Source organism: Pseudomonas migulae NBRC 103157 (assembly GCF_002091715.1).
GTDB classification, from domain to species: Bacteria; Pseudomonadota; Gammaproteobacteria; order Pseudomonadales; family Pseudomonadaceae; genus Aquipseudomonas; species Aquipseudomonas migulae_A.
In genome coordinates this window covers 1-25,776 of record NZ_BDAG01000031.1, presented here as the reverse complement: position 1 = coordinate 25,776, position 25,776 = coordinate 1, and the positions used below count along the sequence as shown (strand labels likewise).

Below are 25,776 nucleotides of genomic sequence, written 5' to 3'. Positions count from 1 at the left end.
AGCTCACCACTCCCGGTACGCAATACCGTTGAGACCCTTGCCGCGCGCCTTCGAATAAACGTCAAAGACGTCTTGGCCTTCGCGGGGGTTCTGGGCCGTGCTGTCATAGGCGCGCAGCCCCCAGCCGCCTTCGTCGTCGCGCTTGACCGGGGCCAGCGGGTCATGGGGCACGCGGCGCAAAAAATAGAACTTGGCGCCCTTGGCGCTGCGCACATCGCGTACACCGTCCACCAGTACTTTCAGGTTCGGCGGATAGCCGCTGCTGTCCAGCGACTTCTCGATGTAACCGGCGTCGTAGGCGCGTTTGTAGGCGTCGATGGCATCGCGGATCTGGTACAGCGCCGTGCGCAGATCCTGCTCCTTGCCCCGGCGCACCACGGTCTCGGTCAGCGGCGCGGCCATGCCGGCCAACAGCCCGATCAGGGCCAGCGTCACCACGACTTCAATCAGGGTAAAACCACGTTGCGAGGCGCTCATGATCACGGCTTTCCGATCACGACCTGGGGTGCGGTGGACGCCACCGGCCGGTCGATGTGTTCGTTAGGCATCGACGATTTCATCTGCCGGTCCGGTGCCTGTATGTGCATGCTGGTTTCAGTGCCGGTCGAGAATTCCATGTCCGAGGGGCTCTGGTACGGCAGGTTGCGCACGATTCGCGGCGTGATCGACAGCACCAGTTCCGATTTGCTGACGTTGTCCTTGTTGCTGCCGAACAACCGGCCCAGGCCAGGGATGTCGCCGAGGCCCGGGATCTTGTTGCCGGTGGCGCCATGGTCGTTGCGCATCAGGCCGGCGAGGATCTGGGTTTCGCCATCATGCAGGCGCAGGGTGGTCTGGGCGTTACGGGTATCGACCTGAACCGGAATCGTGCCCTGGCGGGTCGGTTCCAGCGGCGTAGCGTTACTGACTTCCAGGGCGATCTTGATCGCTACTTCGTTGTTCAGGTGCACGGTCGGCTGCACTTCCAGCTTCAGACCGACGTCCAGGTACGTGACGCTTTCAGTGATCACCGGCCCTTGCGTCGACGGCACCGAGGTGGCACTGATGATCGGCACACGCTGACCAATGTGGATGCGCGCCTGCTCGCGGTTACTGACGCGAATCACCGGGCTGGCGAGGGTGTTGATGTCGTTGTCCTGGGCGTTGATCTTGAGCTGGGGCGATGGCGAGATGGTGATCCGGCCGGAGTCGATGCCTTTCAGTTGATTGAGCAACTGCACCGGCGAACCGTCGCTGTTGACCACGCCGAAGGTGTTCGGCCATTGCAGGCCAAGGTCAAGAATCCGCTGGGTGGCGACTTCCATCACCTCCACTTCCAGCACCACTTCCGGGTTTGACTGATCTTGCGATTGCAGAAGTTTTTCCGCCATGCGGACGGCGTCTTCGGTGTCGCGCATGGTCAAGGTGTTGAGGCGTTCATCGACAAACACGTCGCGGGTCTTGAGCATGGTCTTGATCATGTTCAGTGCGGTGTTGGCATCGATGCTGGTCAGGTAGAAGGTGCGCATCACCAGCTCCTGGTAATCCTTGAGCTTTTGCGGGGAGTCCGGGTAGATCAGCAAGGTGTTTTCGTTCACCACTTTCTGGTGCAACTGGTTCTGTTGCAACAGCAGTTCCACCGCGTCTTCGATGCGCACGTCCCGCACGAAGATCGTGGCTTTCATGTCAGGGCGCAGGTCCTTGTCGAAGATGAAATTCAACCCCGCGACCTGGGACAGCACTTCGAAAATGGTTTTCAGGTTGGCGTCGCGGAACTCCAGCGTCACCGGCCGGTTCAGGCGCGTACGCAGTTGTGGATACGGGATCACGTTGCGGCTCTGGACCAGGCGGATGCTGCCCTGCAGTTCGAGGGCGCCGTTATTTTGCGGGTCCAGTTCGAGGATCTGTTTGACCTGGCGATCAGCCGCGTAGATGTCGCCACGACGCAGGTCGCCGCGGGCCAACTCGAGTTTTTCGTCCATGCTGCGCATGTACTCGAGTTGGCGCATCGCATCCTGGGCGCGGCGGTTGTTCGGCTCGATGGTCAGTACCCGGCTGTAGTTCACCCGTGCCGAGGCGAAGTCCCGGTGTGCGCGATCATTATCGCCGGCGGTCAGCAATGCAGTAATGGCTTTGGTATGTGCAGTATTCAGGGCCAGATGCAGTTCGGTGTCGCGAGGGTTTTCCCGCAACCCTTCTTCGATGCGCGCCAGGCCAGCTTCGTATTGTCCCTGCTCGATCAGCTCGGACGCTTCCTTGTTGGCGACCCGTGCGGAGCTGCACGCCGCCAGCCCTGCGCAAAGGCAGGCCAGGCTCATCAGCAAACGGCTTCTGTTCATGGCGCGCTCCCCACAGACAAGGTCTGGAACACATGCAAAGGCAGGTAGACGAAGCTCAGTTCCACATCGGAAATGGCTTCGATCCGCCAGGTTTCGTCGATCACATCCCCTTTGCGTACGACGTATATTTTTTCGCCGTTCTGCAAAAACACTTGCAGGTCGGAACGGTCATCCAGCCTCCCGACGAACTGGAAAGGCATCGGCGGTGCGCTGGGGGCTTGCACCACCGGGGGTTCATTGGCGGGTTGTTCGATGACGCTGGCGAGGGTCGGCGCCGCTTTCCAGCTGCGGGCGGCGAACAGGTCACCTGCCGGGCTCAAGTCTTTCACCACCGCCGGTTTGCCAGACGCTGGTGCGGCAGGCAGGGCGCCACGGGTTTTGCTGTGGGTCGGGTTGGCGACGACGGCCACGCTGGCATCGTCCTCATCGGCCGGCATGAAGTAATCGGGCAACCAGGCCAGCGCCGCCGCGATGCCGAAGAACCCCACCCACCCCGCTACGCGCTTGGTATTCATCATGACCTCGACAGGTAAAGGGTCATGCGGATCCGCCCGGTCAGGTCGGTGTCGGCGATTTTCTTGCGCTGGAACTCCACGTCCTCCACCACCACCGCCGGCAACTGGCCGAGCAAGGCATGCAGAAAGCGCCGCAGTTGCGGGTAGCTGCCGCGCACCGGCAGCAGAATCTGATAGCGGGCCAGATGCGTCTTGGGGTCGATGCCCAGGGCGTATTCACCCCGTGCCAGGGTGATGTGTTCCTGGGCCGCCAGGGCGTAGATCCTGTCGATGGCCACCGTGGCCTGAGGTTGCGAAGGCAACTTGCTGTGGAAGTCGTCGAGCTGACGTTGCGGCACCACCGGGGGGGCGACGCTGCCGTCTTCAACCCTGGCCAGGTAATCGCCGGCTTCGCGGGTCTGCTGGCTGAGCTGTTGCAGCGACTGCCAGTCCGGTAGCAGTCCCGCCAGGCCATAGACCAACGCCAGCACCAGCATCGCCAGCCCCACCAGACCGGGAATGCCCAGGCCTTGCAGGTATTCGTGGACGATCAATCTAGGGATTCGCATCGCCAATCTCCCAGGTAGCCGACAGGTTGAATTGCACCGGGTGCTCCGGCACGTTGGCCACGATTTCGTGGCTGAGCAGCGACACATCGGACAGCTCGTCGCTGGCCTCGAGGTTGCGGTGGAAGTCGAGCATGGCATCCAGGTCTTTGGCCTCGGCGCTGATCCGCACCTGGCCCTTGCGGGCGTCGGGTGTCAGGGTCAGCAAGGCGATGTTTTCGCGAGGCATGGCTTCAAGCATCGCGAACAGGTTTTCCCAGGGCCGGCGCAGTTGCTGGGAGACCTTGCGCATCTCGGCGAGGTTCTGCGCCTGCTCGCGTATTTGCGCCGGGGTCAGGCTGACTTTGTCACCGCTGTCGCCGGTGAGAACGCGCTGGGTGGTTTGCAGATGCCCCTGCTGTTGCGCGGTTTCATCACTGAGGTGCTGCTGAACCAGGACGCAACTCAGGGTCAGCACCACGCCCCCGGCCAACAGGCTCCAGCCCAACGGGCCGGAGCGGCGACGCGGCTGAAAGTCCAGGTTCAGGGTGCGCATTTCAGGCCACCGCCCGGGACATGACGTACAGGCAATCGCGTACGGGTGTCCGGCCTTCTTCAAGGGTGCGCAAGTGCACGTCGGGGACATCGGGCTGCACGTCGATGCGTGCAGGGGCATGCAGGTAGACGTTCAATGGCCGCTCGTTGGTGGAGGCCTGCAATTGGCTTTCGCGGCCGATCAGTGCAGTCAGTGCGGCGTCGCTGTCGCTGCTGCCCACCGAACGCACCGAGGCCCAGCGGCCTTCCCGTGCCAGCAGCAACACGCTGCGCACCGGTTCAGCGACCACGAACAGGAAGTTGCCGGTATCGAGGCTTTTGTCGAAATGGTTGAACGCCGCCATCAGGTACGGCTGCACCGAACGCAAGCGCAGGCCACGGGCGCTGACCAGTGTGCGCAGACGCCCCAGCAATTCCTGCGGCAGCGCGCAGGCAATCCGGTCGTAACCCGCCGGTTCTGCCGAGAGCACCAGGCTCCAGGGTTGAGCCGGCGCACCGTAAAGGTCTTCGAAGCACAGCCGGGCAAAGCCGATCAACTCGTCGGGACTGCTGATCTGTTCGCTCCACGGCACCAGGCAAAAGCGGCTGAAGTGCCCGGAAATCACCACGCTCAATTCGGCACCGGCACGGGTGTGGTCGGCCAGCAGATGGTCAAGGGTGTCCAACGCCACCGCCCAGGCGTGAAAGCCTTCGTCGATGAATCCGACGCTGCCCAGCCACAGGGTTTCGCTGCCACGGCGTTGGCCGAGGCCGATACCACTGGCGCCGATGACGGCGACAAAACGATCACGAGACAAAAGTGACACGATTGATCTCCTCAAGCGTGGTCCGCCCCTCTGCAACCAGTTCCAGCGCCGACTCGCGCAGCAGGCGCAAGCCACGTTTGCACGCATGGACCTTGATTTTCGAAATCGGTTGGCGCTCGACGATCATCTGCCGCAGCTCGTCGTCCAGGTGCAGCAGCTCGGCAATCGCCGTGCGCCCGCGATAACCGGTGCCCCGGCAATGGCCGCACCCCTTGCCGTGAACGAAGCGATAGTGATCGACGTTATGCGGATCAAGGCCCGAGGCGCGCAATTCATCGTCGGTCGGGTGACTCGGCGCGCTGCACGTGGTGCAGACCAGGCGGATCAAGCGCTGGGCCAGCACGGCATTGAGCGCGGAGACGAGGCTGTAGGGGTCGATTTCCATCTGGGTGAAACGGCCGATGACATCGAACACGTTGTTGGCGTGGATGGTGGTGAACACCAGGTGCCCGGTGAGCGCCGATTGCACGGCGATCTGCGCGGTGTCGGGGTCGCGGATTTCACCGACCATGATCTTGTCCGGGTCATGGCGCAGGATCGAGCGCAGCCCCCGGGCGAAGGTCAGGCCTTTCTTCTCGTTGACCGGTATTTGCAGCACGCCCGGCAACTGGTATTCCACCGGGTCTTCAATGGTGATGATCTTGTCCACGCCGTGGTTGATCTCGGTGATCATCGCGTACAGCGTGGTGGTCTTGCCGCTGCCGGTGGGGCCGGTCACCAGCACCATGCCGTAGGGTTCGGCGGCCAGCCTGCGCAGCTGCCGCAGGGTTTCGTCTTCAAAGCCCAGCGCTTGCAACTGGACGCCGCAGACCTTGTCCGCCAAGTCCTGTTTGTCGAGCACCCGCAGCACCGCGTCTTCGCCGAAAATGCTCGGCATGATCGAGACCCGGAAGTCGATCTGCCGGCCACTGATGCCAATCTTGAAGCGACCGTCCTGAGGTACGCGTTTCTCGCCAATGTCCAGTTCGGCCATGACCTTGACCCGGGAAATCACCTGTTCGGCAAACTCGCTGCCCTGGATCTTGCTGATGTTGTTGAGCACGCCGTCGATGCGGTACTTGATCACCAGACCGCTGCCGGTGGTGCCCAGATGAATATCGCTGGCGTGCATTTTCAAGGCGTCGTACAAGGTCGAGTTGACCAGTTTGACGACGACGCTGGCGTCTTCGCTGATGCTGGTCAGGGACAGGCTTTGCAGGGTATCGACTTCGATGTTGGCGTCAGCCTGGGCGTTGAGCGATTCCACCGCGTGGAAGCTCTCTTCGTGGCGCGCCAGATACGCCTTCAGGTCGTCGGCATGCACCAGGTACAGCGGTGCGCCGTGCAGACAGTCATCGATCCAGGCCAGACGGGCCGGGTCGAACGGATCGGCAAACACACCGATGACCGCATCGTCGTGACGCAGCAGGATGAATTCGCGCTTGAGGCATTGGGCCAGGGTGACTCGGTCGAACACCGGGGTGGCCTTGAACAGGCTGTCGGTCTCGAGCACCGGGTAATGCAGGGTTGCGCCGAGGCGCTGGATGAAGGGCATGGGGGCCAGTTCGCACAACACCCCAAGGGCTTCAAGCATACGTTCGCCGGAACTGGCGGCCAGCGATCGTGCCTGGGACAGTTGCTCACTGGAAAAGCGAGACGGTTCACATTCCGACTGCGCCGGTTCGACGGCAAGGGATAGACGATCCATGGCTTGCTCTCCAACGCCGGGGGCTTTGAGCCCTGTCGACGCGGCGAGCAATTACGGCGATCACCGGAACGGCTTGTCGCGCCACTACTCCCCGGTGAGCAATTGTTCGTCGTCCGGTGCCCTGGAGGTCGATGAATTTCGTCGACGATCCGCCAGCACCCAACTGCCATCGTACAACTGCAGCGGGAAACTCTCGGTCTTGCTCTGGCGTCGCTCGACAAAACCTTCGGATCGGCTCATGCCTGCCTTGAGTCCGCGCTCCATGCCCAGAAGGTCACAGACTGCACGGGCCAGCTCCGCCAATGGAAACGGTTTGAACAGGATATGGCTGACTCCCAGTTGCCGGGCCCGCTCACAGACTTCAGCGGTTGGGTGCCCGGTAATCAGCACAAAATGACACTTCCTGTTCTGGCGGATGGCACCGAGCACTTCGAAGCCTTCCATATCGGGCAAGCGGTAATCGAACACCATCACATCGGGTGCAAACTGTTCGGCTTCACCGATACCCGTCGCACCGTCATGTGCAATCCGGACGTCCAGTTCTTGCGCCTGAAGGTAATCCTTGAGGTTTTCGGCAAGAAGCTCTTCGTCTTCGACAACCAGTACTTTGTTTAACAAGGTGGACTCCTTGAAACCGCAGGTCCGAGTTCCGAGCCTGACGGAGTGCGCGCCTTACTGAGGCTAACGCACACTTCATGCCAGGCTGAGCACCGGCTGATTTACCGCTGCATGTAATTGATATCCATGGAAAAGCCTTTTCGTTCGGGCAACCCTCGCCCCCAAAGGCGGGGAAGCACACGGCGTTGCGCTGAAGCTTTCCCCACTATTGGGGGGGAACCTTCAGTCATCGTCAATCCGTTCGATTCGATTGCGCGATCGCAACTGCGCCAGAACCCGAAGACGGACCTCGACCTGTTGTTGTCGGGAAAGGTACGCCCGAACCCGTTCAAGTCCCTGTTGCTCTGAGACATCGGCCGCCTCCAAGTGGTTCTGTACGTAGATCAAGTGCCAGCCCAGCGGTGTGCGAACAGGTTCACTGACCGTACCCGGCGCCAGGGCAAAGGCTGCCGTTTCAAACGCGGGCAGCATTCGTCCACGAGGAAAATAACCCAGATCTCCACCTTCGCTCGCGGACGCATCTTCCGAACCGGTCCGGGCCACGCTGGCAAAGTCGGCGCCCTGGCTGATTTTCACTTGCAACTCGAGCAAGCGTAGCCGGGCCGCTTCGACTGTGGCGGCATCGGCATCCTGAGGCACCTTGATCAGGATGTGCCGCGCCTGTACTGCTTCGGGCCGACGCATCTCGGCGCGGTGTTCTTCATAGAATGCCCGGACCTGTTTTTCGTCCGGTCCATCGACGGTGGTCAGGTCGGCAAACACCTGCCGGGCCGCGAGCTCACGGCGGGTGTATTCGACAAAACCGGCCTCGTCGAAACCGGCGTCCTCCAGACGACGAGCGAATTTCTCGGCACCGCCAATGGCCTGCCGGGTCTGTTCAACCTGGCTTTGCACCGCGGCATCGCTGATCACCACTCCACGCCTGAGCGCTTCCTGCCACAGCAACTCGCGGTCGATCAACGCATCCAGCGCCTTCTGGCGCAATTGCTTGTACGCCGCGGGATTGCGAATGCTGCCCAGCGCCCGGCCCTGATCCTCCAGGTACTCGGCGAAGTAACGCTCGAGACGAAACTCGGAAATCTCCTCGCCATTGACCCGCGCGGCCACTGGACCATTGCTGCCGAATGCCGCGGGCAACCACAGGGTCAGCAGGATCAACAGGGTCTTGAGCTTCATGATCGAGGCCTCCGGTCAGGGTGTCGCGGTAATGGGCTTGTAAGGCGCGACCAGGTAGAAGCGCTGATCGGGCAAGTCCACGGTGACGATATGCGCGCCGTTCAGGCCCAGGCGTCGGCCCGGTCCGAAGCTGAGGCGCGGAGTCAGTCCGGTATCGAAGTCATGCAGGCCTTCCAGCGCATTGATCAGCTTCTCGCGGCTGGCGTCGCGCCCGGCCTGCTTCATGCCTTCACTGAGCAGCAGCATCGAACTGAACGCGCCGACTTGCAGCACCGCGTGCTGGCCGCCAAGCCCCTGCTGTTCGCGCAGTTGGGTCAGGGCCAGGCGTCCGGCCAGGGTCCAGTCGCTGGGCACGAACGGATAGGACAGGAACACCCGCCGGGAAAAACCGTTGGGCACTTGTAAAAGGTCACCCGCCACCTGATTCGACATGGCGAACAGGTACGGAACCTGCCCCGCCGTCTGCAACCGCTCGGCGAGGTGGCTGAAATCACTGCCGCAGCCCAGGTAAAACACTGAGCGCGAACCCAGCGGCAGTTCGTCCTGTGCCGAGTCGTAGGCCTTGAGGCTGACATTTTGCCAGGCGTGATCTTGCAGGTACTGGCTGAGGGTCTGCGCTGCCAGTCGTTGACCGGGATCTTCGGTGTAGGTAATCAGCGTGGGGCCCTGGAGTACGCGCAAACTGGCGGAGGCGTAATCGGCCAGGGCGATCAGTTGTTCGCGCGCCCCCGGCATCGGTTCGAAAATCTGCCGACTGCTCTGCGCCGTGCCCTGCAACGAAAGTGGGCCGATCAGCGGAATGCCCGCCTGCTCCAGACGCGAAACCAGTTGCGTGTCGAGTGCCGGTGCCAGTGGCGCGATCAGGGCAAACACCTGCTCCTGATCGATCAACTGATCCAGCGCCCGCTCGGCACTGATACGGTCCGGCCCCGGATCGAGGATTGTCAGGCGCAACTGCCGACCATGAATCCCCCCCGCCTTGTTGATTCGCGCCACGCTGCCGTTGAGCACTGCGGCCACCGTCGCGCCCTCCTCGGCCAACGCTCCCTGACTGGGCAACAGCGTGCCCACGTGCAGGCTGTCAGGCGTCAAGCCGGGGTCGCGCTCATCGGCCAGGCGTTTGAGGTAGGCCGTGAGGTTGCGCTGATCGTTCATCGAGAGCACGAACCGCGGCATCGCCGGGTCGAGGTGATTGTTGCCGGGATCACGGCCCTCCTGGATCGCCCGCGCCAGGGTGCCTTCGGTGTACGCCGGGTAGTTGCGGCCGTTGATTTGCCGTTGGCCGTAGGTGCTGGTCAGACGCGACCAGCTCAGTTCCGGCGGTCGCACCCCGCCCTCGGGCCGGCCCAGGCCATCGGTGCCGTGGCAGTTGGCGCACGGCAGGCTGGTGGCCGGCAGCAGCATGCCCGCCGCCCCGACCCGGGCCATGATCGGCTCGCCGCTACTCGACACACCCTCGCGGTACAACCGTTTACCGGCGCTTTCCTCAGGGCTCAAGGGCAACGTATCGGCGATGCAATGAAGGCTGCCGGTCAGGAGCAGGCCGAGGATCAGGGAGGTTTTCATGGCGCGGTCTCAGCGACCGGCCACGGGCATTGTCAGCAATTGCAAGCGCTGGGCAATGGCGGCGGCCGAAGCATCGGGCCGGATTTTGCTCCAGCGTTTGTTGGCCACGTCACCTACGATCAGCTGTGTTGAATGTTGCTCGGGGGTCGGCACGATCTGGCCGATACGGCCGAGTACAAGGTCCATTTGCGCCTTGTCGCCGGTGAGAAAAAGCCAGTGGGGGCCATCGACGCCCTGCTTCAAGGTGTAAGCCTTGAGTACCGCCGGGGTGTCCCGCAGCGGATCACTGGTAAGGGAGATAAAAGTGATGCTGTTCGCCTGGTCGCCCAGCAACTCACGCACTTCCTTGAGCTTGCGGGTGATCAGCGGGCAGGCATCGTTGCAACGCGTGAAAATCACATTCAGCAGCACGACGCGGTTGTGCAACGCATCGCTGTAGAAGCGCAGGGTCTCGCCGTTCTGGTCCTGCAACGGCGTATCGGTGAACCAGGTTTTCGCATCCCGCGTACCGCTCGCCGGTTGTGCGGCAGCCATCGCTGGAGCGGGTTCCTCGTGCCCTTCATGAGCAAATGCCATCGCACTGAAAATCAAGAAGCACGCCATCAGGGTGATCCAGTCGAGGGGTCTCATGGCTGCTGCTCCATGGCAATGGCGGTGTGCTTGGCATGGGCATTGCGCTGGCCGCTGAGCTTTTCCACTTCACGGGTCAGCACGACGGGGTCGGTGAAACCGTAATAGCGCGTCCAGTGGCGGCTGTTGCCGTCGCCGACGAGGATCAGCGGTTGATGGTTTTTGAAGTCACCGCTGAAGGTGCCGAGGCCTTTGAGGGTGGCGTTGATCGATTGCGAGCTCCCCGTCAGCCAGCTCCAGCCCGGACCGTTCTGAAAGGCGCGGGCGTAATCGTTCAGGCGCCTGGCGTCATCGCGCTGCGGATCGATGCTGATCGACACCAGCTGCACCTCGCTGCCCACCCGTGCACCCAGCTTTTTCTGCACTTTGCCCATGATCGACGACACCACCGGGCACACCGTGGTGCAGTTGGTGTAGATGAAACTCATGACCACGATTTTGTTGGTCACCAGGTCTTTTTCCAGACGCACCGGTTGGCCGTTCTGGTCCACCAGCGTCACGTCGGCGAATTTGACCTGGGCACTTTCCGAGCTGGTGCTTTTGGCCGGCATGTCGTGCCCGGCGTGTTCATCCGCCGAGTGCGCCAGGGCTTGCCCGATACCGGCGGCCAACAGGTAGAACGTCAGCAGTCCACGGCGTGCGAATCGGTTCATGTCGAGTTCCTCTTCAGTGGGCATCGCCGGGCAAGACCCGAACGCTGGCAAAAGTCTTGTCGTCGAAATTCGCGCCGAGGGACGCGGCCCGTACGTACAGGTACCAGGCGCCGTGCAGGTCGAGGGTCACCGGCGCTTCATAGATACCGTTGCCCACTTCGAACGCGGCGACTTCCCGAGCCCGCGACGTCGGGGCGCGGAAGTAGCGCACCTGAACATCCTTCACGCCGCTGCGCTGAGCCTTCTGTTGGCCTTGAACGATGCGAAATCGCACGGTGTATGGACGGTCGAGGACCGCTGTGGACTTGTCGAGCATGAACTCGACTTTCGGCACGCCAGGGTGCCGGGTGAGGCTTTTGTCCGGTTCAACCAGCGCGGTGAAGCAATGGATGATGTTGGGTTGATTGAGCAGGAACGCCACATCGAAACGCCCGGCGTTTGGCAGTTTGATCCGCGCGCCGTACAGCCCCGGCTCGACTTCTCGCAGGCTGTGATCGATGACCATGGCCGCCCGCGCCACCTGCCCGCGATTGGGGTACCCGGACATCGGCGCGTTCATGCCTTCGGCGTAATAATAGGTGGTGTTGTCCACCGGATTGACCACGAACACTGCGTTGTCGTCCCGCGACACCGCGAGGCTCGACGCCAGCGGTAAATCGCCGGCCAGCCGTGGCGCCTGCGGCCCGGCTTCGAAACCCTGGCTGATCGGCGTGCGGCCCTCGCCCAGCGACGACAGGTTGACCATTGTCACCTTGGGCGACGCCAGTCCGCGCACGTAGGCGTAGGCCTTGGTGAACACCACCTGGTAGGGTTCGGCGGACACGTCCAGCTCATGGATCAGCGAATCGGTGGCGGCGTCGATCACGGCAACCTGGTTCTCCAGCGTGTTGAGCACGACGCCGAAACGACCGTCAGCGCCGAAACCCATCGGGCCCAGGCCCTGTTTGATTTTGATCACCCGGCGCACATCGAGGCTGGCGCCATCGACCACGGTGATGGTGCCGTCCTTGCCGTCAGCGACATACGCCGCCTGGGACAGCGGCGAGTACGCCACCGACAACGGGTTCGAACCGGTCTTGAGTTGCTTGCGGATGGTCAGGCTGGCGATGTCGATGATGCTCAGCGTGCCGTCATCGCGGTTGCTGACGAAGGCGTAACGGCTGTCCTTGCTGAAGGCGATTTCGTGATGCCCGCGGCCGGTCGCCAGCTGTTTCAGGGGTTTCAGGCTTTGACTGTCGATTACCGTGACCCCGGACGCTTCAGCTTTCGCGGCATTGTTGCCGACCCACAGCAGGCGCTCGTCGGGTTGCAAGGCCAGGCGCACGGGCTGGCTTCCAGCGCTGACCGAATCGATCAGCTTGAATTGCTCGCTGTCGATCACCGCCACTTCGCCGGCCGTGGGCATGGAGATGAACACGCGTTTGTTGTCCTTGCGGGTGACCCAATCCATCGGCGGCTGCTTGATGTCGATGCGCCCCAAGGTGCTGGTGATGCCACCCACCGAGACCGACGGATCGACCACCGAGACGCTCGCATCGCGGTTCATCACCAGCAGGAAGTAGCTGTTCAGGTCGAGCAACGGTCGCGCGCCGATGCTCGATTTAAGGAACACCCCAACCCGGGATTTGCAGCTCCGTTCACGGCCCTGAGCCTGATCGGCGGCGACGGTTTCCGGGTCCATCCACGCTCCGGGATTGACGCCTGAAAGGGGTTGGCCCGACGAGCTGTCGCTGACCCGGAAGAGCACGTCGGCAAACTCGCCTTCGCGCAACACGCCGTCCTCGGCCAATGGCCGCAGGTCCAGCTCTACCGATACACCGTCGCGTTCAAGCTTCTGGCTGCTCCAGGTATCGGGCAGCTCCACCTCGCTGAGCAGGGCCGCCGGTGTCGTGCGCCAGACGCCGATCCAGATCAGCGCAATCCCGACAATCGACGCACAACTGGCAATTATTATTGTTCTGTTCATCAAATTTGACCCCATCAGATCACTGCCAGAACCCCGCTGAATCCCCTCACCACAAAGGCTCACTCCCACAGGGGTGGTGTGATCCACCCCATTCCCGGTATCTACGGCGCCGGGGCCGGTTCTGGTTCATTGGTCACCCGCAGCAACCCCCACAACCCGGCGGTGTTGCCGTAGGCGGCGTAATCGCGGAACAGGTAGTCGCCCGGTATCGCGTTGCTGCCCCCGGCGCTCGGGTGCATGAAGCTGAAGTGCGCTGCCGGCAGGATGCTTTCGTGGGCGCCGATGTACATCGACATCGGGTTGTAGCCGAACCGCACCGAACCCACGCCCGGTGTACTCATCGGGTAACCCCCGGTGTCGCTCTTCTCCGACTGGAACGGGTTGAGCGACCAGACGTGACCGTCCAGCTGGAAGGTCGTGCCACGACTGCCACCGGAGGGCATCAGGATGTGCGTTCGGAACGGTTGCCCCGGTTTCACGTACAGCACCGGCGTCTGCGGATCGCCTCCCACCAGCGCATTGCTGAACGCCATGTGCGCGTTGGGCATGTCGCCGTAACCCGCACCGTCGGCGTGGCCGAACGGTGCATCCGGCGCCAGGCCAAAGCGATACCACAGCGGCTCGGCCTTGTAGTTGATGGCCATGCTCGAGTTGTCCTGCGGATCGGTCGGCACGCCGAAGCCTTCCGCGGCGATGCCTTCCACCGGCCGGCCGTTGGCCCAGCGGATGTTCAACGCTTTCTGCCAGACCATCGCAAAGTCGCGGTAAGTGGTCTGCCCCGGCGCGGTGACGGTCGCGTTCGCCTTACGCACGTCTTCAACCCAGGTGGCGCCGATCGGCAGGATGCTCATCGCTCCGCCCAGGCCTTTCTGCGGTTGCTTGATCACGTCCGCCGGGGTGAAATTCAGCCCGCCGAACTCCACCGCCGTGGCGTTGATGTTGTCGACGCTGCGGCCCAGTTGGGTGATCGGTTTGCCTTCACGCTCCAGGTGCCCGGCGTAGTACTGATAAGTACGGTTGGGGTACGCACCGCTGTTGCCGACCCGTGGCGGTACAGTCTGGATCGGGTTGGCGCCGACGTTGGTGCCGTCGGATTTGGTGATGTCGTACGCCAGCAACTGCGCGTGCAGCCCCACGTGGCTGGACGGCCGCATCAAGTTGTTGCTGAAGGTGGTCGAACCCTGGCCGCTGTTGCGATCACGCTTGACCACACCTTGCATCACCGCCGTCTGGACGAGGTCCGGCATGACCATCGGCAGACGGTTTTCCAGAGTGATGTTGATGCAGTCACCTGCCGTCGCGCGCAGCACCAGCGGTTCGACAGGCACACCGGGCTTGAGCTTGCCGGTGACCGGATTAAGGTCGGCCTTGCGCACATAGAGGATCGCGGTCGGGTCATGCAGCGGTCCGCTTTGCCCGCCGATGGTGATGGTTTCGCCGTCTTCAGGGTCCTCCACGGTGACTTGCGCAATAGTGACCAGCCGCGAATTGAACACCAGGGTGCCGCCCGCCGGATTCAACGGCCCGCCCACGTGTTGCCCGATCCCCGCCGGATCGCCGAGGGTCAGGTTCAGCGGATTGCCGAGAATGTCATTGGCCAGCGCTGCGACCACTTCGTAGTTGCGCTGCACCGTCGGCCGGGTGCCGATGCCGTTAGGGTTGGCGCTGATACGAGGGCAGACGCCGTCGAAGGCCACCGTGTTGCGCATACCGGCCGGTTTCGGGTTGTTCGGCAACGCGAACAGATCATTGCGTTGTGCGGTGTAGTTGCGCATCACGCCCCAGATCCCGCTCCAGTAACCTTCCAGAGAAGCATCCATCGAGTACAGATAGTCGCCCGTCGTCGCCGCTGAACTGGACATCATCGCAACCGGCGCATTGAAGCCCATCTGCTCGGAAATCCCGACCATCTGCGATGAGCGCCAGCCAGAGTTGGAGCTGTTGCCGTAACCGGAACCGCTTTGCAGCCACTTCACGCCGTGCAGGGTCACGTTGTGCTCTTCTTCATGGCCGCCGGCATGCACCCGCAGCCGCACGTTGTCACCGGTGTAGGTGCGCAGCATCGGCGTGAACGGATCGCCCGGTTCGGCGCCACCACGGTTGATGTGTGGCGGGAACAGCGTGCTACCGCCGGTCGGGCCGGTCGCCGCGGTGATCAGGTTCGGTGCCAGGTTCATCGCCGGGATGGCGCGGTCGGTGCGGCTTTGCATGGCATATGCGAGGTCGCCGCCCAGGCCGTCTGCCTGCATGCCGCGCTTGCCATCCGGGCCGACCTTGTTCGGGTCGTACACCCGCAGGGCCAGCGGTTCGTTGCGGTAATTGACCACGAACATGCCGGGGTCATCGACCGAGATCGCTTGCGGGCATGGCCGGCTCGGGCAGCCTGGAACCATGCCGCCCTGCACTTCGAGGACGCCATCCAGCAGGGTGCTGGCGTTATTGCGCACCGGCGGGTTGATCGCGTAGCGGAAGCTGTCCGCGGTGGCCGGGAACGCTTGCGGGTTCGGCACGCCATTCGGGCCTGCGCCGACGTACACACCGGCTTCATAGGCGTGCTGGAAGTCGCTGTATTCGAGGAAGAATTCACGGAAGCTGTCGTTTTTTCCGTCGCCGTCCAGGTCACCGGTGGACACCACCGCTTGCCACGACGTCGGCCCGCCGTCCTGCCGCGTACCGCTGTACAACGGCTCGCCGGTTTCGGCGTGGAACCAGGTGGAACCGGCCGGTTCAGCCAGCACGGTGGCGTACAGACCAATCTGTTGGTGCGTCGATGGGCCGAGGTGGTCATGGGTGAAGATGGTCCCCAGGCCACGGTCGACACCTTTGCTGTTCACCACCGGATCGATAAACCAGCGCTGCATCGCCGTGCGCGCACCGACCCAGTCGGCCCGACCGAATTGACCGAAGTACGGGTGATTTTTGGCTTTCGGGCAGGCTGCCGTGCCGTCACGCGGGTCGCTGCCCGTGCACTGGTTGAACTCGCGAATGGCGTGGATGCGTTCTTGCACCGCACCGGGGGAAAGTACGCCGTCTTCGTAGTTCCAGCCGTTGGCCGAGCCGTCGGCCGCCGTCAGGTCCCACTTCGGCAGGTGAATGTGCTGGCCGATCACGTCGGTGGGCGTGCGCACCTGATAGTCGTCCATTTCATAGGCAGCCGGCACCAGGTTGGTTTGTTGGTATTGCACGCAGTCGAAGGTGTTCATGCGCATCACCAGAGGTTCTGGCGGACGCTGTTTGGTGATCACCGGCCAGGCGTCTTCCCACAGCGCCAGAATGCGTGCTTGCGGGAAGTGATAGCCGACCTTGTTGTACACCGCGTCAAACTGAATGTTCGCCGCTTTGTAGACCCGTGGACGGTCAGCCGTGAACGTCGAAGCCCCGCTGAAAGACATGCCGTCGAGCCGTTCGCCGCTGGCAAACTCACCGATGCCAGCGCTGCTGGTCAGGCGTTTTTGCCGGTCGTCCATGCACGGTTCGTAGAAAGGCGCACCGGCGATTGGCAGCGCACCGTTAGTGCGGAAGGCGCGCGCGACAACTTGATTACCGGGCAGCACGGCGTAGCTTGGGTGGTCCTTTTTTGCGTGGAAGGCCATGGCCGCCTGTTCCACTTCGGTGCCCTCTTCCGGCAGGTAAAGCGGTTTGGCGCGGGTCACTGCCTTGGAGAAATCCAGCGATGTGGTCACGGTGTTCGCTTCGCCACCGGCAGAGAATCCGTCGAGGGAGTGACGCCCGAGACCGCCATCCCAACCACCGGACTGCGCCGGGTCGAGATTCGCCCACAAGGCATTGCCGCTGGTCTTCAGGGCCTGGGCCCTGGCGGCGTCGAGCATGTCCAGCGGCGGGGTTGGCGGGCGTTGGCCGACTGAACTTTCCATGCCGCCGATCCAGAACGGATAGCCCGGGTTTTTCAGACTGCCGTCGGCATTGCGGTTGGCTTCACTGCGGTCGACCAGCGCCAGGGAGCCAATGGCCTGGACGCCACCGCCCTGATGCTCACCGTTATCGCCCTCTTCATCATCGTCGTCGTTGGCGGCGATAAGGGTCTGCCCGATTTTCGGCACGACCGCAACTTTGCCCGGCATCGGCGGCATGGCTTTGCCCGGCAGCGGCACGACCGCCGGAATCGGTGTACCGGCAATGATCTCGCCATCGGGCAAGGCACGGGCGCCAGCGGCCGGTTTGCCGCTGCGCAGCGCGTAAGGTTCGCTGTGATAACCGTCGGCACCTTGCTGGGAGACTTCCAGTTTGGTGCCTTCTTCAAACACGTCGTGCACCCGCCACATGCTCCACATGCCCTGGGCAAAGTGCGGATAGAAATGGCAGTGATAAATCGCATCGCCCGCCACACGGTTGCGGTTGCCCGAACCGCCGTTGGCGATTTCATAGGTGTAGCCGGCACCCGGCCCGATGCCTTGGGCATCCACATAATCGGAGTTGTCGTCATTGGGGTTGAACAGCCACTGGTGCCCGTGCAGGTGGAAGATGTGCTGCTCGTGGCCGTTGTGGGTGTTGCGGAATTTGACGAAGTCGCCGATGTAGCTGTGGTTGACATTGGCCGGCTCGGACGGATACAGCGCCATGGTCGCCTTGACCCCGACCTGATCGGCACGCGGTGTTTCACCGGGGCGAATGTTTTCCAGGCCTGCGTTGGCTGGCACGTCCACCAGCATCGCCACGTCGCCGACAGTGTGCGAGCTGAGGAAGAATTCTTCATAGGCGCAGGACAGGCAATCGTGCATCGGCCCTACACCCAGCCGGTTGGCCACCACCTCGGCACCCATGCCACCGGAACCGTAATTGATCATGAACGAATCGCGAGTCGGCTCCAGCACATGGGCCATGACCGGGTCTTCCCAGTACGCGGGAAATGCCTGGGTCGCGGCGGTTTCGTCCTGGAACTGCGACGCGAAATCGCGGAACGGTTCCAGCCGGTTGGGCAGCGCGGGGTTGCGTTTGCCGACGGCTTCCAGCGGATAGGTCGACGGTGGGAAGCTGCCGTCGGCGTTGCTGCCCATCACGATCGCATCGCTCTCGCTGGAAATGATTTCGGTGCCGTCGACCATGTTGATGATCGGCGTGCCGGCCTTGCCTTCACGGATCCACGGCTCGCGCTGCGGGTAGCGCGCCTGGTAATCGACAATCGGTTGACCGGCCGGTGTACGGCCGGTGCTGGCCAGGCGCATTTCTTCTTCGGTCAAGGTGTTGCGGTAGGTACGCCCCCCCTTGGGCACCACCACCACTTCGCCGAACAGGCCGTTGGCCACGTTGCCTGCATCGCCTTCGCCACCGAAAGTTGCGCCGCGGCTGCTGGCGGCGAAGGCGCCTTCACGTTCGGCGTACAAGGTGTAGGAACGGGTCGCGCCCGGCGGGATCAAGGTGTTGGCGTTGCGCCCGGTAAAGGACGCAATGTCGTCGATGCTGTTGACCGCTTGCATTCCGTTGACCTGGAAGCCGACATGGCGGTCGGTGACCTGCTCATCGACTTTGAACTCGTCTGCGGCACCCATTTCTACCTCACCCTCAATCTCACCCTCTTCTTCCCCGCCGCCGTCGTGGCTGCCGGGGTTGGCCTGATAAGCGAGCAAATTCTGCAGGTTGATCGTCAGGCAATCACCGGCGGCCACCCGCAGCACCAACGGACGCGGGCGCTTGTCGGGCCGCAGCGAGACTTTGCCCGGCACGGCCGCACCACCGCGGGCCAGGGATATTTCATGGTCATCGACCACATCGCGACGCAGGGCGAACATCATGCCGTTGACGTTCTGTGCACCGAGGCGGTTGAACATCAGCGGCTGATCCAGCGCCACGACGTTCGCCACCAGATTGCGCTCGCACCGTACGGCGGCCTCGGCCAAACCGACGCCCAGCATCAACGCGAGAAACAGCAGCAGGTTAACCGGGTGATGGGCGTGGGTTCTGCCGGTCATGATCGCGGGCCTCTCTGTGGGTGCTGCTCACAGGATTAATTCTCGACAAATCCCCTTGAGCAATCCGCATGCCATAAATATTTTTGTTATTTTTCATAATGTTATGTAAATGATTTGATAAGTCGGGGGATATTCCCCACCCACTTCCCCCCCACATTTCAAGCTGGAATCCATCTCGCCCAAAACGCAAATCCCTGTAGGAGCGAGCTTGCTCGCGATGGTGGGTCAGCGACATAGGTGTCGACTGACACTCCATCGCGAGCAAGCTCGCTCCTACAGAGAATTGGGGTGTTCAGGGATAAGGGGGGGCTTTGCCCCACTTTTGGGGCAACTCCCGATCACAGCGGCGCATCCACGGCCAGGCCCTGCAAGCGGCGGTATTGGCGCAGTACGCTCGGCACATAACGCCGGGTTTCGGCGAACGGCGGAATCACCCCGCCACGGCTGAGCACCGCTTGCGGCCCGGCGTTGTAGGCCGCCACGGCGAGGGCGATGTCGTTGTCGAACAGGGTCATCAGGCGCTTGAGGTATTTGGCCCCACCCTGGATGTTGGCCTTGGGGTCGTAGACGTTGGTCACGCCCATCTCACGGGCGGTGTCGGGCATCAATTGCATCAGCCCTCCCGCACCTCTGGCTGACGTTGCGTCAGAGTCATAATGGGACTCGGCCTGGATCACCGCATGCAACAGCGCCGCGGGTAATTCATTGGCCTTGGCGGCCGCGGAAACCAGCTCGGCGTAGGGTTGTCGGGCAATCATCTGGGGCTGTTGATCGAGGCTGACCAGCGGCGATTCCGGTTCACGAATCACCCGTTCATAAGTGCGACCGGGGCGGTGGACATTGGACAGAACGTAGCTGCCCTTGGTGTCCACGGAAACGAATACATCGGCCTGAACAGTGCCCGCCAGCAGTACACAGCCAAGCAGTCCTGTGGTGAGTGTTTTCATTGTTCTGTCTCCCCTGACCGGCCCCGAAAAATGGGGCTAATGCCCCAATAACCGGTAGTTCACCAGCCATACGCAAGCACTGTGCCGTCAGCGCCAAGGCCAGTAATTCAGGGGTTTGAGCAGGATGTCCGGGGGTGAGCATGGCTATTGCATAGTCCTTCATGGCGACCCTTCTGCCGACTGTGTGAGGTCATCATGAATCAGCGTCTGTGTAGTGCACCGCGTCACTGTTCACCGCGAACTCACCGCGGGTTCACCCTGCTCGAACTGTTGGTGGTGCTGGTGGTGCTGGGACTGTTGGCCGGCATCGTCGCGCCGAAGTATTTCGCCCAGTTGGGCCGCTCCGAAGTGAAGGTGGCCAAGGCGCAAATCGAAGGCCTGGGCAAGGCACTGGATTTGTACCGTCTGGAGGTCGGCCACTATCCGTCGACCGAACAGGGTTTGCAGGCGCTGATCACCGCGCCCAGCGACGAAACCCGCTGGACCGGCCCCTACCTGCAGAAAAAACTGCCGCTGGACCCATGGGGCCGCAACTACACCTACCGCTACCCCGGCGAAAATGGCGAATACGACCTGCTGTCCATGGGCAAGGACGGCCAGCCCGGTGGCGAAGGCGAAAACGCCGAAGTCACCAGTTGGCAGTGACGGGAGGCGAACATGCGCTTTCATCTCAAGGCGGTCGGCAAGGCCGGTGTGGTCGCGATGACGGTCGAGGCCCAAGGGGACAGCGAAGCCCGGCGCATCGCCGAAGACCAGGGCTTGCGAGTGGTCAGCCTGCACGCCGAGCGCCATTGGCGCGCCTTGCGATTGCACAAGCGTGAGACCTTCAACCTGGTGCTGTTCAGCCAGGAACTGACCACCCTGCTTAACGCGGGCCTGCCGTTGATCGATGCGCTGGAAAGCCTGGCGGAAAAAGAAACCGCGCCACAGGCCCGCAAGACCCTGAGTGAACTGGTGCACCTGCTCTACGAGGGCAAATCGTTCTCCCAGGCGTTGGCCCAGTTGTCGGCGGTGTTCCCCCCTCTCTACGTGGCGCTGGTGCAGTCCAGCGAGAAGACCGGCGCCGTGGGCGATGCAATGGGTCGCTACGTCAGCTATCGCCAGCGCATGGACGAGGTTCGACAGAAGATCGTCAGCGCGTCGATCTACCCCATGCTGTTGCTGGTGGTGGGAGGTGGCGTGGTGTTGTTTCTGATGGGCTATGTGGTACCGCGCTTCAGCCTGGTGTTTGAAGGGCTGGGCAACAATCTGCCGTGGCTGTCGCAAATTCTGATGAGCAGCGGGATGTTCCTGCACGCCCATCAGGTCGAATTCTTCGGTACGTTGGCGGCGACCGTCGTCGCCCTCGCGCTCCTCCAGCGCCAACCGGCCTTTCGCCGGGGAGTGGACCGGGTGATCGAAAAACTTCCGGCCGTTCACCAACGCATCTTCATGTACGAACTGGCGCGCTTCTATCGCTCACTGGGGATTCTGCTGCAGGGCGGCATCCCCCTCGTCACCGCCATGGGCATGGTCCGCGGCCTGCTCACCGTTGCTTCCCGCGTACGCCTGGACCAGGCCTGCGAACGGGTGCGTGAAGGTCAATCACTGTCGGCCGCGCTGGAGCTCAACCACCTTGTGACCCCGGTGTCCCTGCGGTTGCTGCGCGCCGGCGAGCAGTCCGGCAACCTCGGGCAGATGATGGAACGCAGCGCCGATTTCTACGACGAAGAAATCAGCCGCTGGATCGAATGGTTCGTGCGGCTTTTTGAACCCTTGCTCATGACCTTCATCGGCCTGTTGATCGGGGTCATTGTGATCCTGATGTACATCCCGATTTTCGAGCTGGCCTCAAGCATTCATTAACCTCTGGAACAGGGTTGGGTCGTACCGCTCATCGTTCATCGACGTTGCACCTGAATAAACCCGTCCGTTGTGGTGTTCATCCACTGAATCAGCAGCACGTTGCAGTGTTCATCAACGTTCCAACCCGAATAAGAAGACGGAGAACGGCATGCACATCAACAAACTTTTACTGGCAGTAGCCATTGGCGCAGTTTTGTCGGCGTCTACCGTATTGATCCCGGACAGCCTGTCCGGCATATCAAGCGCTCAGGCCAAGGATGGAGGGAGTGGTGGAGGCGGCGGTAGCGGCGGAGGCGGAGGTGGCAGTGGCGGAGGTGGAGGTGGCGGCGGTCACGGTGGCAACGGCAGCGGTCACGGTGGCAGCGGTCATGGCGGCGACGGCAATGGTCATGGCGGCAGTGGCCATGGCCACAGTGGCAACGACCATGGCTCGGGGCGTTCCGGGCATTCGGCCAACTCCGGACGAAACGGCAACCACGCCGAGCCGGGAGACGATCACGGGGTTCATCACGCTGGTGAAATCGGCCATAACCGCGGCGTTCATCACGCCGGCGAAATTGGCGACGACCACGGCGTTCATCGCTCCGGTGAAATCGGTGATGACCATGGGGTGCATCGTTCCGGCGAAATCGGTGATGACCATGGGGTGCATCGTTCCGGCGAAATCGGTGATGACCATGGGGTGCATGTCGGTGGCGAGCCGGGGGATGACAAAAGGACCTGATCACCACTGATCTCAGGAACGCCGTCACCCCCCTGTGGGAGCGGGCTTGCTCGCGATAGCGGTGTGTCAGACGACATCAATGTTGAATGACACACTGCTATCGCGAGCAAGCCCGCTCCCACAAGTGACCGCGTGAAACCTACAGACCACCCTCAGCCTGATCCAGCCGCTCGCGCAAGAACTCGATCAACGCCTGCACCGGTCGTGAACTCTGGCGATGCTGCGGGTACACCGCCGACAACGTCAGCGGCTGCGGGCGAAACTCGTCCAGCACCGGCACCAGCCGGCCTTCCTTCAACGCCGCCCCGCCGAAAGTTACGATTGTTTAATCTTCTTGTTCCATCAGGGATCCAGATCAATGGATCACAGCCGTGGATAATTAAGAGTGCCTAGACGCTTACTCCGTAGGAATAATCTCTCAACAAAAAAGGAAGCTTCTTTCGTCGATTCAATAACTAGAACACACCGCATGTAAGACAATTCTGATTTTCCATATGTATATTGACGTCCAGTTCGTATGGATACTAGGGTTTGAGTACGTAAACACCGTTACTCTAGGACGATGATATAGCGCAGGTATCTCGAAACGCCCATATCATTCGAATCGCCACACCCTGAATCATTAATTTTACCGAGCTTTTCCTTTCTTAATGTAAGGAGTAACAGAAATTGACCCCCCTTATCAAAACAGCACATTCAAAAATTTCAGACAGCGAGATTTCCATATTAAATGGAAGAATCTCAATCCCGAAAAAATATTTACGCGAAAAAGCCTTCTTAGAAAGTACAAGCATCCTAGTGATCTCAGGCTCATTAATCGAGGGCATTGGCACTATCCATTCTGATATCGATTGCATTATTTTCTGCGAACAGCGACCCAAAGCAAACAGTATTCAAAACTTCGAACACGCACTAGTGACAGATATTAACTATCATTACATAACCCAAGACGAAGAAGTTCATAACACCACAAATTTTTACGGTGAAACCAGCATCCACATTGACGCTGACTATATAACGTTTACCGAACTAGAAAATATAATTACCAAGATTGAGACAGCGTTCGATGAAATTTCTGAAGACCAACGATTTCTGTATGCCCCAGTTCTGTCAAACACAGAAAACAACGTCATCCATAGATCATTAATTGGATACGCCTTGGAGAACGAGGAAAAATTCAATCGACTGAAATCCAAGATACCCCTGGAAAAGCATATTTATGTAGCTCATCGTGAAAAGCTGCCCGTATTTTATGCATTTCAAGATATTCAAGGTTGCTGGCAATCGGGAAACCTTTGGATGGGGTGTGAGATTGCTCGGGACATGATGCTTAAAACCTCAATGAGCTTTACCTACTTAACAGGCACAACAAACAAGCACTACAAGTGGGTTTATTCAAATATGTTCAGAGTTAATGGATTTAATGAAATAAAGGATAGCTTTTTCTCTTTAACCAGGCGAGGAGCCGTTACAGAAGCTGAATGCCGATCATACATACAAGATACTTTGACGTATATGGACCTGGTTTTTTTAGCAATTGAAAAACTCCTAAAAAATTCTGAAATTTACCCTTCAGCGCAAAAATCTCTTTCCGCGCTGGATGATGAATTCAAGAAACGAAAACAAACCGAGCACAAAATTTCGATGTGCGAATACTACTTCAGGAGAAAATATTTTGCGGCAGAAGGGACTCCATCTTTAACGGCTCTACTCAAAGAGTGGGATTAGAAAAGCGCAATTCCATTAAAATCTTTACATCCTTGGTGCCTCCATTTTTTTAGCACGGGCTACAAAATATGGAAATTACCCGAATAGCCATTCCACTAATATTCTCCAGAGTAGGAGAGATGACCGCCTCATTACTATATTTTTCGTTTATTGGACATTACATTGTTGATTCACTAAGTCAAGCTTCGCTGGCATGGGCGGCAATTTCTTTTCTAACCGTGGTAGCTATTGGATTTTTTTCATCATCGCTAATAAAAATAGCTGGATCGACTGACTTAAACAGCGATGAAATTGAAAGAGATTTGATTATCTCGTTTAGCAGCGAGAGAAACACTATCTGACCACAAGATGCGAATAAAGGGCGATATCGCTGGGGAAGCAGTAGCTACAGCCGTTAAGGAAGAGAACGGGCGATATAAAAGGGTTCTATTGAACGGCGGCACAATTCCAAACTACGACAAAGGATACTCAATACATATAAACTTACTGGAGCGAGTAAAGGAATCCAATCTTCATAGTGCCTTGGACTACCACTTGATTTCTATGCCACCAAAGGATTTCAGACTTTTCGATCGTTTCAAAAAAATCGGAAACAATATGTCAATGAGTTTGGAGGTATTCAACCCATCTTTATTTAAAGAGGTTTGCCCAGGTAAGGCACGTGATTATACGCGCGAACGGTTTTTAGCCGCTTTCGAAGCCGCTGTGGATATTCTAGGCCGAGGCAACGTTTATGCAGGATTTGTCGCCGGAATGGAACCGTTGGAATCGATCATTGAAGGTATTGAACACTTCGGAGACATGGGTGTAGTACCCGCTGTTGCAGTATTCCACCCTGACGCCGGATCGCAATATTCTAACAGACCGCGCCCTTCAGTAGATTTCCTGATGAAAGTTGGAAAGAAAATGTCCGAAATATATGACAGAGAAGGATTTCTACCATTAATCGAGGGAAGCGGTAGAAACTCACTAGATACCGAGGCCTACTTAGGAGGATTTACATGATCGGCTCATCGAACAAACCAATATTTATTGCATTCGAAGGTACTGACGGCGCAGGAAAATCAACTGTTGCAAGGGCAACTTTTGACATAGTTTTTGAAAACTGCTCAAAAATTACTTACATAGACAAAAATCGGCCACCCGTATTTTCAGGATATACAGAGTTCCATATGTCTCGTATACGTGAGATTCTTTGGGATTATCCGGACAACGCTCCTCTGGACCAATTGGGTGATAGACATTGGGTTAATTTAATATCCGCCTGGTTTCAAGCCACAGACTATGCCGCCATCAGACCGCTGATAGATTCTGGCGTCAACTGCATTGCTGATGGTTGGTACTATAAATATCTAGCGCGCTTCTTACTTAAAAATAAAGACTTGGCTGAAGAGGCGTTAACCATCTTCTCGACAATTAGAAAACCGGATGCCGTCATTTTCCTGGATGTCGATCCCGCCCTTGCAGCACAAAGGAAGGGATCCTTCCGTCTTAGTGAAAGTGGAGCCTATGATGGTGGCAATGAAGATCGCCTTAAAAGCTTCATTGCATATCAAAATAGGGTTCGATCCAGCTATGAGCAATGTGGACT

General features: G+C 59.9%; 22 protein-coding genes and 1 pseudogene. 7 read left to right on the top strand and 16 right to left on the bottom strand.

The window, feature by feature from the left end:
- Positions 1-3 precede the first annotated feature (3 nt).
- The 15 genes from PMI01S_RS21320 to PMI01S_RS21250 all read right to left on the bottom strand — a co-directional run bounded on the left by PMI01S_RS21320 (position 4) and on the right by PMI01S_RS21250 (position 19,888).
- Positions 4-477: a type II secretion system protein gene (locus tag PMI01S_RS21320; RefSeq protein ID WP_084322036.1), complete on the bottom strand. Its 474-nt coding sequence runs from the start codon at positions 475-477 to the stop codon at positions 4-6.
- Between the two features lie 2 nt (positions 478-479).
- Complete coding sequence (locus PMI01S_RS21315) at positions 480-2,318, bottom strand: secretin GspD/PilQ domain-containing protein (RefSeq protein WP_084322035.1); 1,839 nt, start codon at positions 2,316-2,318, stop codon at positions 480-482.
- The gene (locus PMI01S_RS21310; RefSeq protein ID WP_084322034.1) at positions 2,315-2,833 is read right to left on the bottom strand and encodes a hypothetical protein; all 519 of its coding nucleotides are present in this window, start codon (positions 2,831-2,833) and stop codon (positions 2,315-2,317) included. The genes PMI01S_RS21315 and PMI01S_RS21310 overlap by 4 nt, the downstream gene beginning before the upstream one ends.
- The gene (locus PMI01S_RS21305) at positions 2,833-3,381 is read right to left on the bottom strand and encodes a GspMb/PilO family protein (RefSeq protein ID WP_084322033.1); all 549 of its coding nucleotides are present in this window, start codon (positions 3,379-3,381) and stop codon (positions 2,833-2,835) included. Before PMI01S_RS21305 ends, PMI01S_RS21310 begins: the two co-directional genes overlap by 1 nt.
- Positions 3,368-3,913, bottom strand: a complete 546-nt coding sequence (locus PMI01S_RS21300) for a PilN domain-containing protein (RefSeq protein WP_084322032.1) — start codon at positions 3,911-3,913, stop codon at positions 3,368-3,370. Before PMI01S_RS21300 ends, PMI01S_RS21305 begins: the two co-directional genes overlap by 14 nt.
- Position 3,914: 1 nt before the next feature.
- Positions 3,915-4,718, bottom strand: a complete 804-nt coding sequence (locus PMI01S_RS21295) for a hypothetical protein (RefSeq protein WP_084322031.1) — start codon at positions 4,716-4,718, stop codon at positions 3,915-3,917.
- Entirely contained in the window at positions 4,699-6,405 is a 1,707-nt protein-coding gene (locus tag PMI01S_RS21290) for a GspE/PulE family protein (RefSeq protein ID WP_084322030.1), read from the bottom strand. The genes PMI01S_RS21295 and PMI01S_RS21290 overlap by 20 nt, the downstream gene beginning before the upstream one ends.
- An 84-nt stretch (positions 6,406-6,489) precedes the next feature.
- Entirely contained in the window at positions 6,490-7,023 is a 534-nt protein-coding gene (locus tag PMI01S_RS21285; protein ID WP_084322029.1) for a response regulator, read from the bottom strand.
- 222 nt (positions 7,024-7,245) lie between these two features.
- Positions 7,246-8,199, bottom strand: a complete 954-nt coding sequence (locus PMI01S_RS21280; protein WP_084322028.1) for a peptidylprolyl isomerase — start codon at positions 8,197-8,199, stop codon at positions 7,246-7,248.
- Positions 8,200-8,214: 15 nt separating this feature from the next.
- On the bottom strand, positions 8,215-9,765 hold the full coding sequence (locus tag PMI01S_RS21275) for a cytochrome c/ABC transporter substrate-binding protein (RefSeq protein WP_084322027.1): 1,551 nt from the start codon (positions 9,763-9,765) through the stop codon (positions 8,215-8,217).
- Positions 9,766-9,774: 9 nt separating this feature from the next.
- Complete coding sequence (locus PMI01S_RS21270; RefSeq protein WP_084322026.1) at positions 9,775-10,395, bottom strand: SCO family protein; 621 nt, start codon at positions 10,393-10,395, stop codon at positions 9,775-9,777.
- A complete protein-coding gene (locus tag PMI01S_RS21265) occupies positions 10,392-11,048 on the bottom strand; it encodes an SCO family protein (protein ID WP_084322025.1) in 657 nt (218 codons plus the stop codon). The genes PMI01S_RS21270 and PMI01S_RS21265 overlap by 4 nt, the downstream gene beginning before the upstream one ends.
- Before the next feature lie 13 nt (positions 11,049-11,061).
- Positions 11,062-13,014, bottom strand: coding sequence for a YncE family protein (locus PMI01S_RS21260; RefSeq protein ID WP_084322024.1), 1,953 nt, complete (start codon positions 13,012-13,014; stop codon positions 11,062-11,064).
- A 101-nt stretch (positions 13,015-13,115) separates the two neighbouring features.
- Positions 13,116-18,941 (bottom strand): manganese-oxidizing multicopper oxidase MnxG, encoded by a 5,826-nt coding sequence (gene mnxG / locus PMI01S_RS21255; protein WP_084322023.1) that lies wholly within the window; start codon positions 18,939-18,941, stop codon positions 13,116-13,118.
- A 338-nt stretch (positions 18,942-19,279) separates the two neighbouring features.
- Complete coding sequence (locus tag PMI01S_RS21250; RefSeq protein WP_084322022.1) at positions 19,280-19,888, bottom strand: lytic transglycosylase domain-containing protein; 609 nt, start codon at positions 19,886-19,888, stop codon at positions 19,280-19,282.
- A 195-nt stretch (positions 19,889-20,083) separates the two neighbouring features.
- On the opposite strand from PMI01S_RS21250, the gene gspG reads away from it, so the two are divergent.
- From gspG to PMI01S_RS32070, 3 genes are all read left to right on the top strand, one after another.
- Positions 20,084-20,533, top strand: a complete 450-nt coding sequence (gspG, locus tag PMI01S_RS21245; RefSeq protein ID WP_084322021.1) for a type II secretion system major pseudopilin GspG — start codon at positions 20,084-20,086, stop codon at positions 20,531-20,533.
- Between the two features lie 12 nt (positions 20,534-20,545).
- Positions 20,546-21,733, top strand: coding sequence for a type II secretion system F family protein (locus tag PMI01S_RS21240; RefSeq protein WP_084322020.1), 1,188 nt, complete (start codon positions 20,546-20,548; stop codon positions 21,731-21,733).
- Between the two features lie 148 nt (positions 21,734-21,881).
- On the top strand, positions 21,882-22,457 hold the full coding sequence (locus PMI01S_RS32070; RefSeq protein ID WP_084322019.1) for a hypothetical protein: 576 nt from the start codon (positions 21,882-21,884) through the stop codon (positions 22,455-22,457).
- A 139-nt stretch (positions 22,458-22,596) separates the two neighbouring features.
- Here the strand turns inward: PMI01S_RS32070 and PMI01S_RS21230 are convergent.
- Positions 22,597-22,764, bottom strand: a pseudogene (locus tag PMI01S_RS21230) (LysR substrate-binding domain-containing protein); the annotation flags it as partial.
- A gap of 362 nt (positions 22,765-23,126) precedes the next feature.
- Between PMI01S_RS21230 and PMI01S_RS21225 the strand changes: the two are divergent.
- From PMI01S_RS21225 to PMI01S_RS21210, 4 genes are all read left to right on the top strand, one after another.
- On the top strand, positions 23,127-24,185 hold the full coding sequence (locus PMI01S_RS21225; RefSeq protein ID WP_084322018.1) for a hypothetical protein: 1,059 nt from the start codon (positions 23,127-23,129) through the stop codon (positions 24,183-24,185).
- A gap of 119 nt (positions 24,186-24,304) precedes the next feature.
- Positions 24,305-24,526 carry a hypothetical protein gene (locus PMI01S_RS21220; protein ID WP_235864415.1) on the top strand — a complete coding sequence of 74 codons (222 nt, stop codon included), beginning with the start codon at positions 24,305-24,307 and terminating at the stop codon, positions 24,524-24,526.
- A 7-nt stretch (positions 24,527-24,533) separates the two neighbouring features.
- The gene (locus tag PMI01S_RS21215; RefSeq protein ID WP_235864414.1) at positions 24,534-25,190 is read left to right on the top strand and encodes a radical SAM protein; all 657 of its coding nucleotides are present in this window, start codon (positions 24,534-24,536) and stop codon (positions 25,188-25,190) included.
- Positions 25,187-25,776, top strand: a 590-nt coding sequence (locus tag PMI01S_RS21210) for a dTMP kinase (protein WP_084322142.1), incomplete at its 3' end; no start/stop codon positions are given. The genes PMI01S_RS21215 and PMI01S_RS21210, both read left to right, overlap by 4 nt.

Excerpts from the sequence above, each read along its gene's own strand:
- PMI01S_RS21320 (WP_084322036.1), bottom strand. The coding sequence starts at position 477 with ATGAGCGCCTCGCAACGTGGTTTTACCCTGATTGAAGTCGTGGTGACG.
- PMI01S_RS21315 (WP_084322035.1), bottom strand. The coding sequence starts at position 2,318 with ATGAACAGAAGCCGTTTGCTGATGAGCCTGGCCTGCCTTTGCGCAGGG.
- PMI01S_RS21310 (WP_084322034.1), bottom strand. The coding sequence starts at position 2,833 with ATGAATACCAAGCGCGTAGCGGGGTGGGTGGGGTTCTTCGGCATCGCG.
- PMI01S_RS21305 (WP_084322033.1), bottom strand. The coding sequence starts at position 3,381 with ATGCGAATCCCTAGATTGATCGTCCACGAATACCTGCAAGGCCTGGGC.
- PMI01S_RS21300 (WP_084322032.1), bottom strand. The coding sequence starts at position 3,913 with ATGCGCACCCTGAACCTGGACTTTCAGCCGCGTCGCCGCTCCGGCCCG.
- PMI01S_RS21290 (WP_084322030.1), bottom strand. The coding sequence starts at position 6,405 with ATGGATCGTCTATCCCTTGCCGTCGAACCGGCGCAGTCGGAATGTGAA.
- PMI01S_RS21280 (WP_084322028.1), bottom strand. The coding sequence starts at position 8,199 with ATGAAGCTCAAGACCCTGTTGATCCTGCTGACCCTGTGGTTGCCCGCG.
- PMI01S_RS21275 (WP_084322027.1), bottom strand. The coding sequence starts at position 9,765 with ATGAAAACCTCCCTGATCCTCGGCCTGCTCCTGACCGGCAGCCTTCAT.
- PMI01S_RS21270 (WP_084322026.1), bottom strand. The coding sequence starts at position 10,395 with ATGAGACCCCTCGACTGGATCACCCTGATGGCGTGCTTCTTGATTTTC.
- PMI01S_RS21265 (WP_084322025.1), bottom strand. The coding sequence starts at position 11,048 with ATGAACCGATTCGCACGCCGTGGACTGCTGACGTTCTACCTGTTGGCC.
- PMI01S_RS21260 (WP_084322024.1), bottom strand. The coding sequence starts at position 13,014 with ATGAACAGAACAATAATAATTGCCAGTTGTGCGTCGATTGTCGGGATT.
- mnxG (WP_084322023.1), bottom strand. The coding sequence starts at position 18,941 with ATGACCGGCAGAACCCACGCCCATCACCCGGTTAACCTGCTGCTGTTT.
- PMI01S_RS21250 (WP_084322022.1), bottom strand. The coding sequence starts at position 19,888 with ATGAAAACACTCACCACAGGACTGCTTGGCTGTGTACTGCTGGCGGGC.
- gspG (WP_084322021.1), top strand. The coding sequence starts at position 20,084 with ATGAATCAGCGTCTGTGTAGTGCACCGCGTCACTGTTCACCGCGAACT.
- PMI01S_RS21240 (WP_084322020.1), top strand. The coding sequence starts at position 20,546 with ATGCGCTTTCATCTCAAGGCGGTCGGCAAGGCCGGTGTGGTCGCGATG.
- PMI01S_RS32070 (WP_084322019.1), top strand. The coding sequence starts at position 21,882 with ATGCACATCAACAAACTTTTACTGGCAGTAGCCATTGGCGCAGTTTTG.
- PMI01S_RS21220 (WP_235864415.1), top strand. The coding sequence starts at position 24,305 with ATGACCGCCTCATTACTATATTTTTCGTTTATTGGACATTACATTGTT.
- PMI01S_RS21215 (WP_235864414.1), top strand. The coding sequence starts at position 24,534 with ATGCGAATAAAGGGCGATATCGCTGGGGAAGCAGTAGCTACAGCCGTT.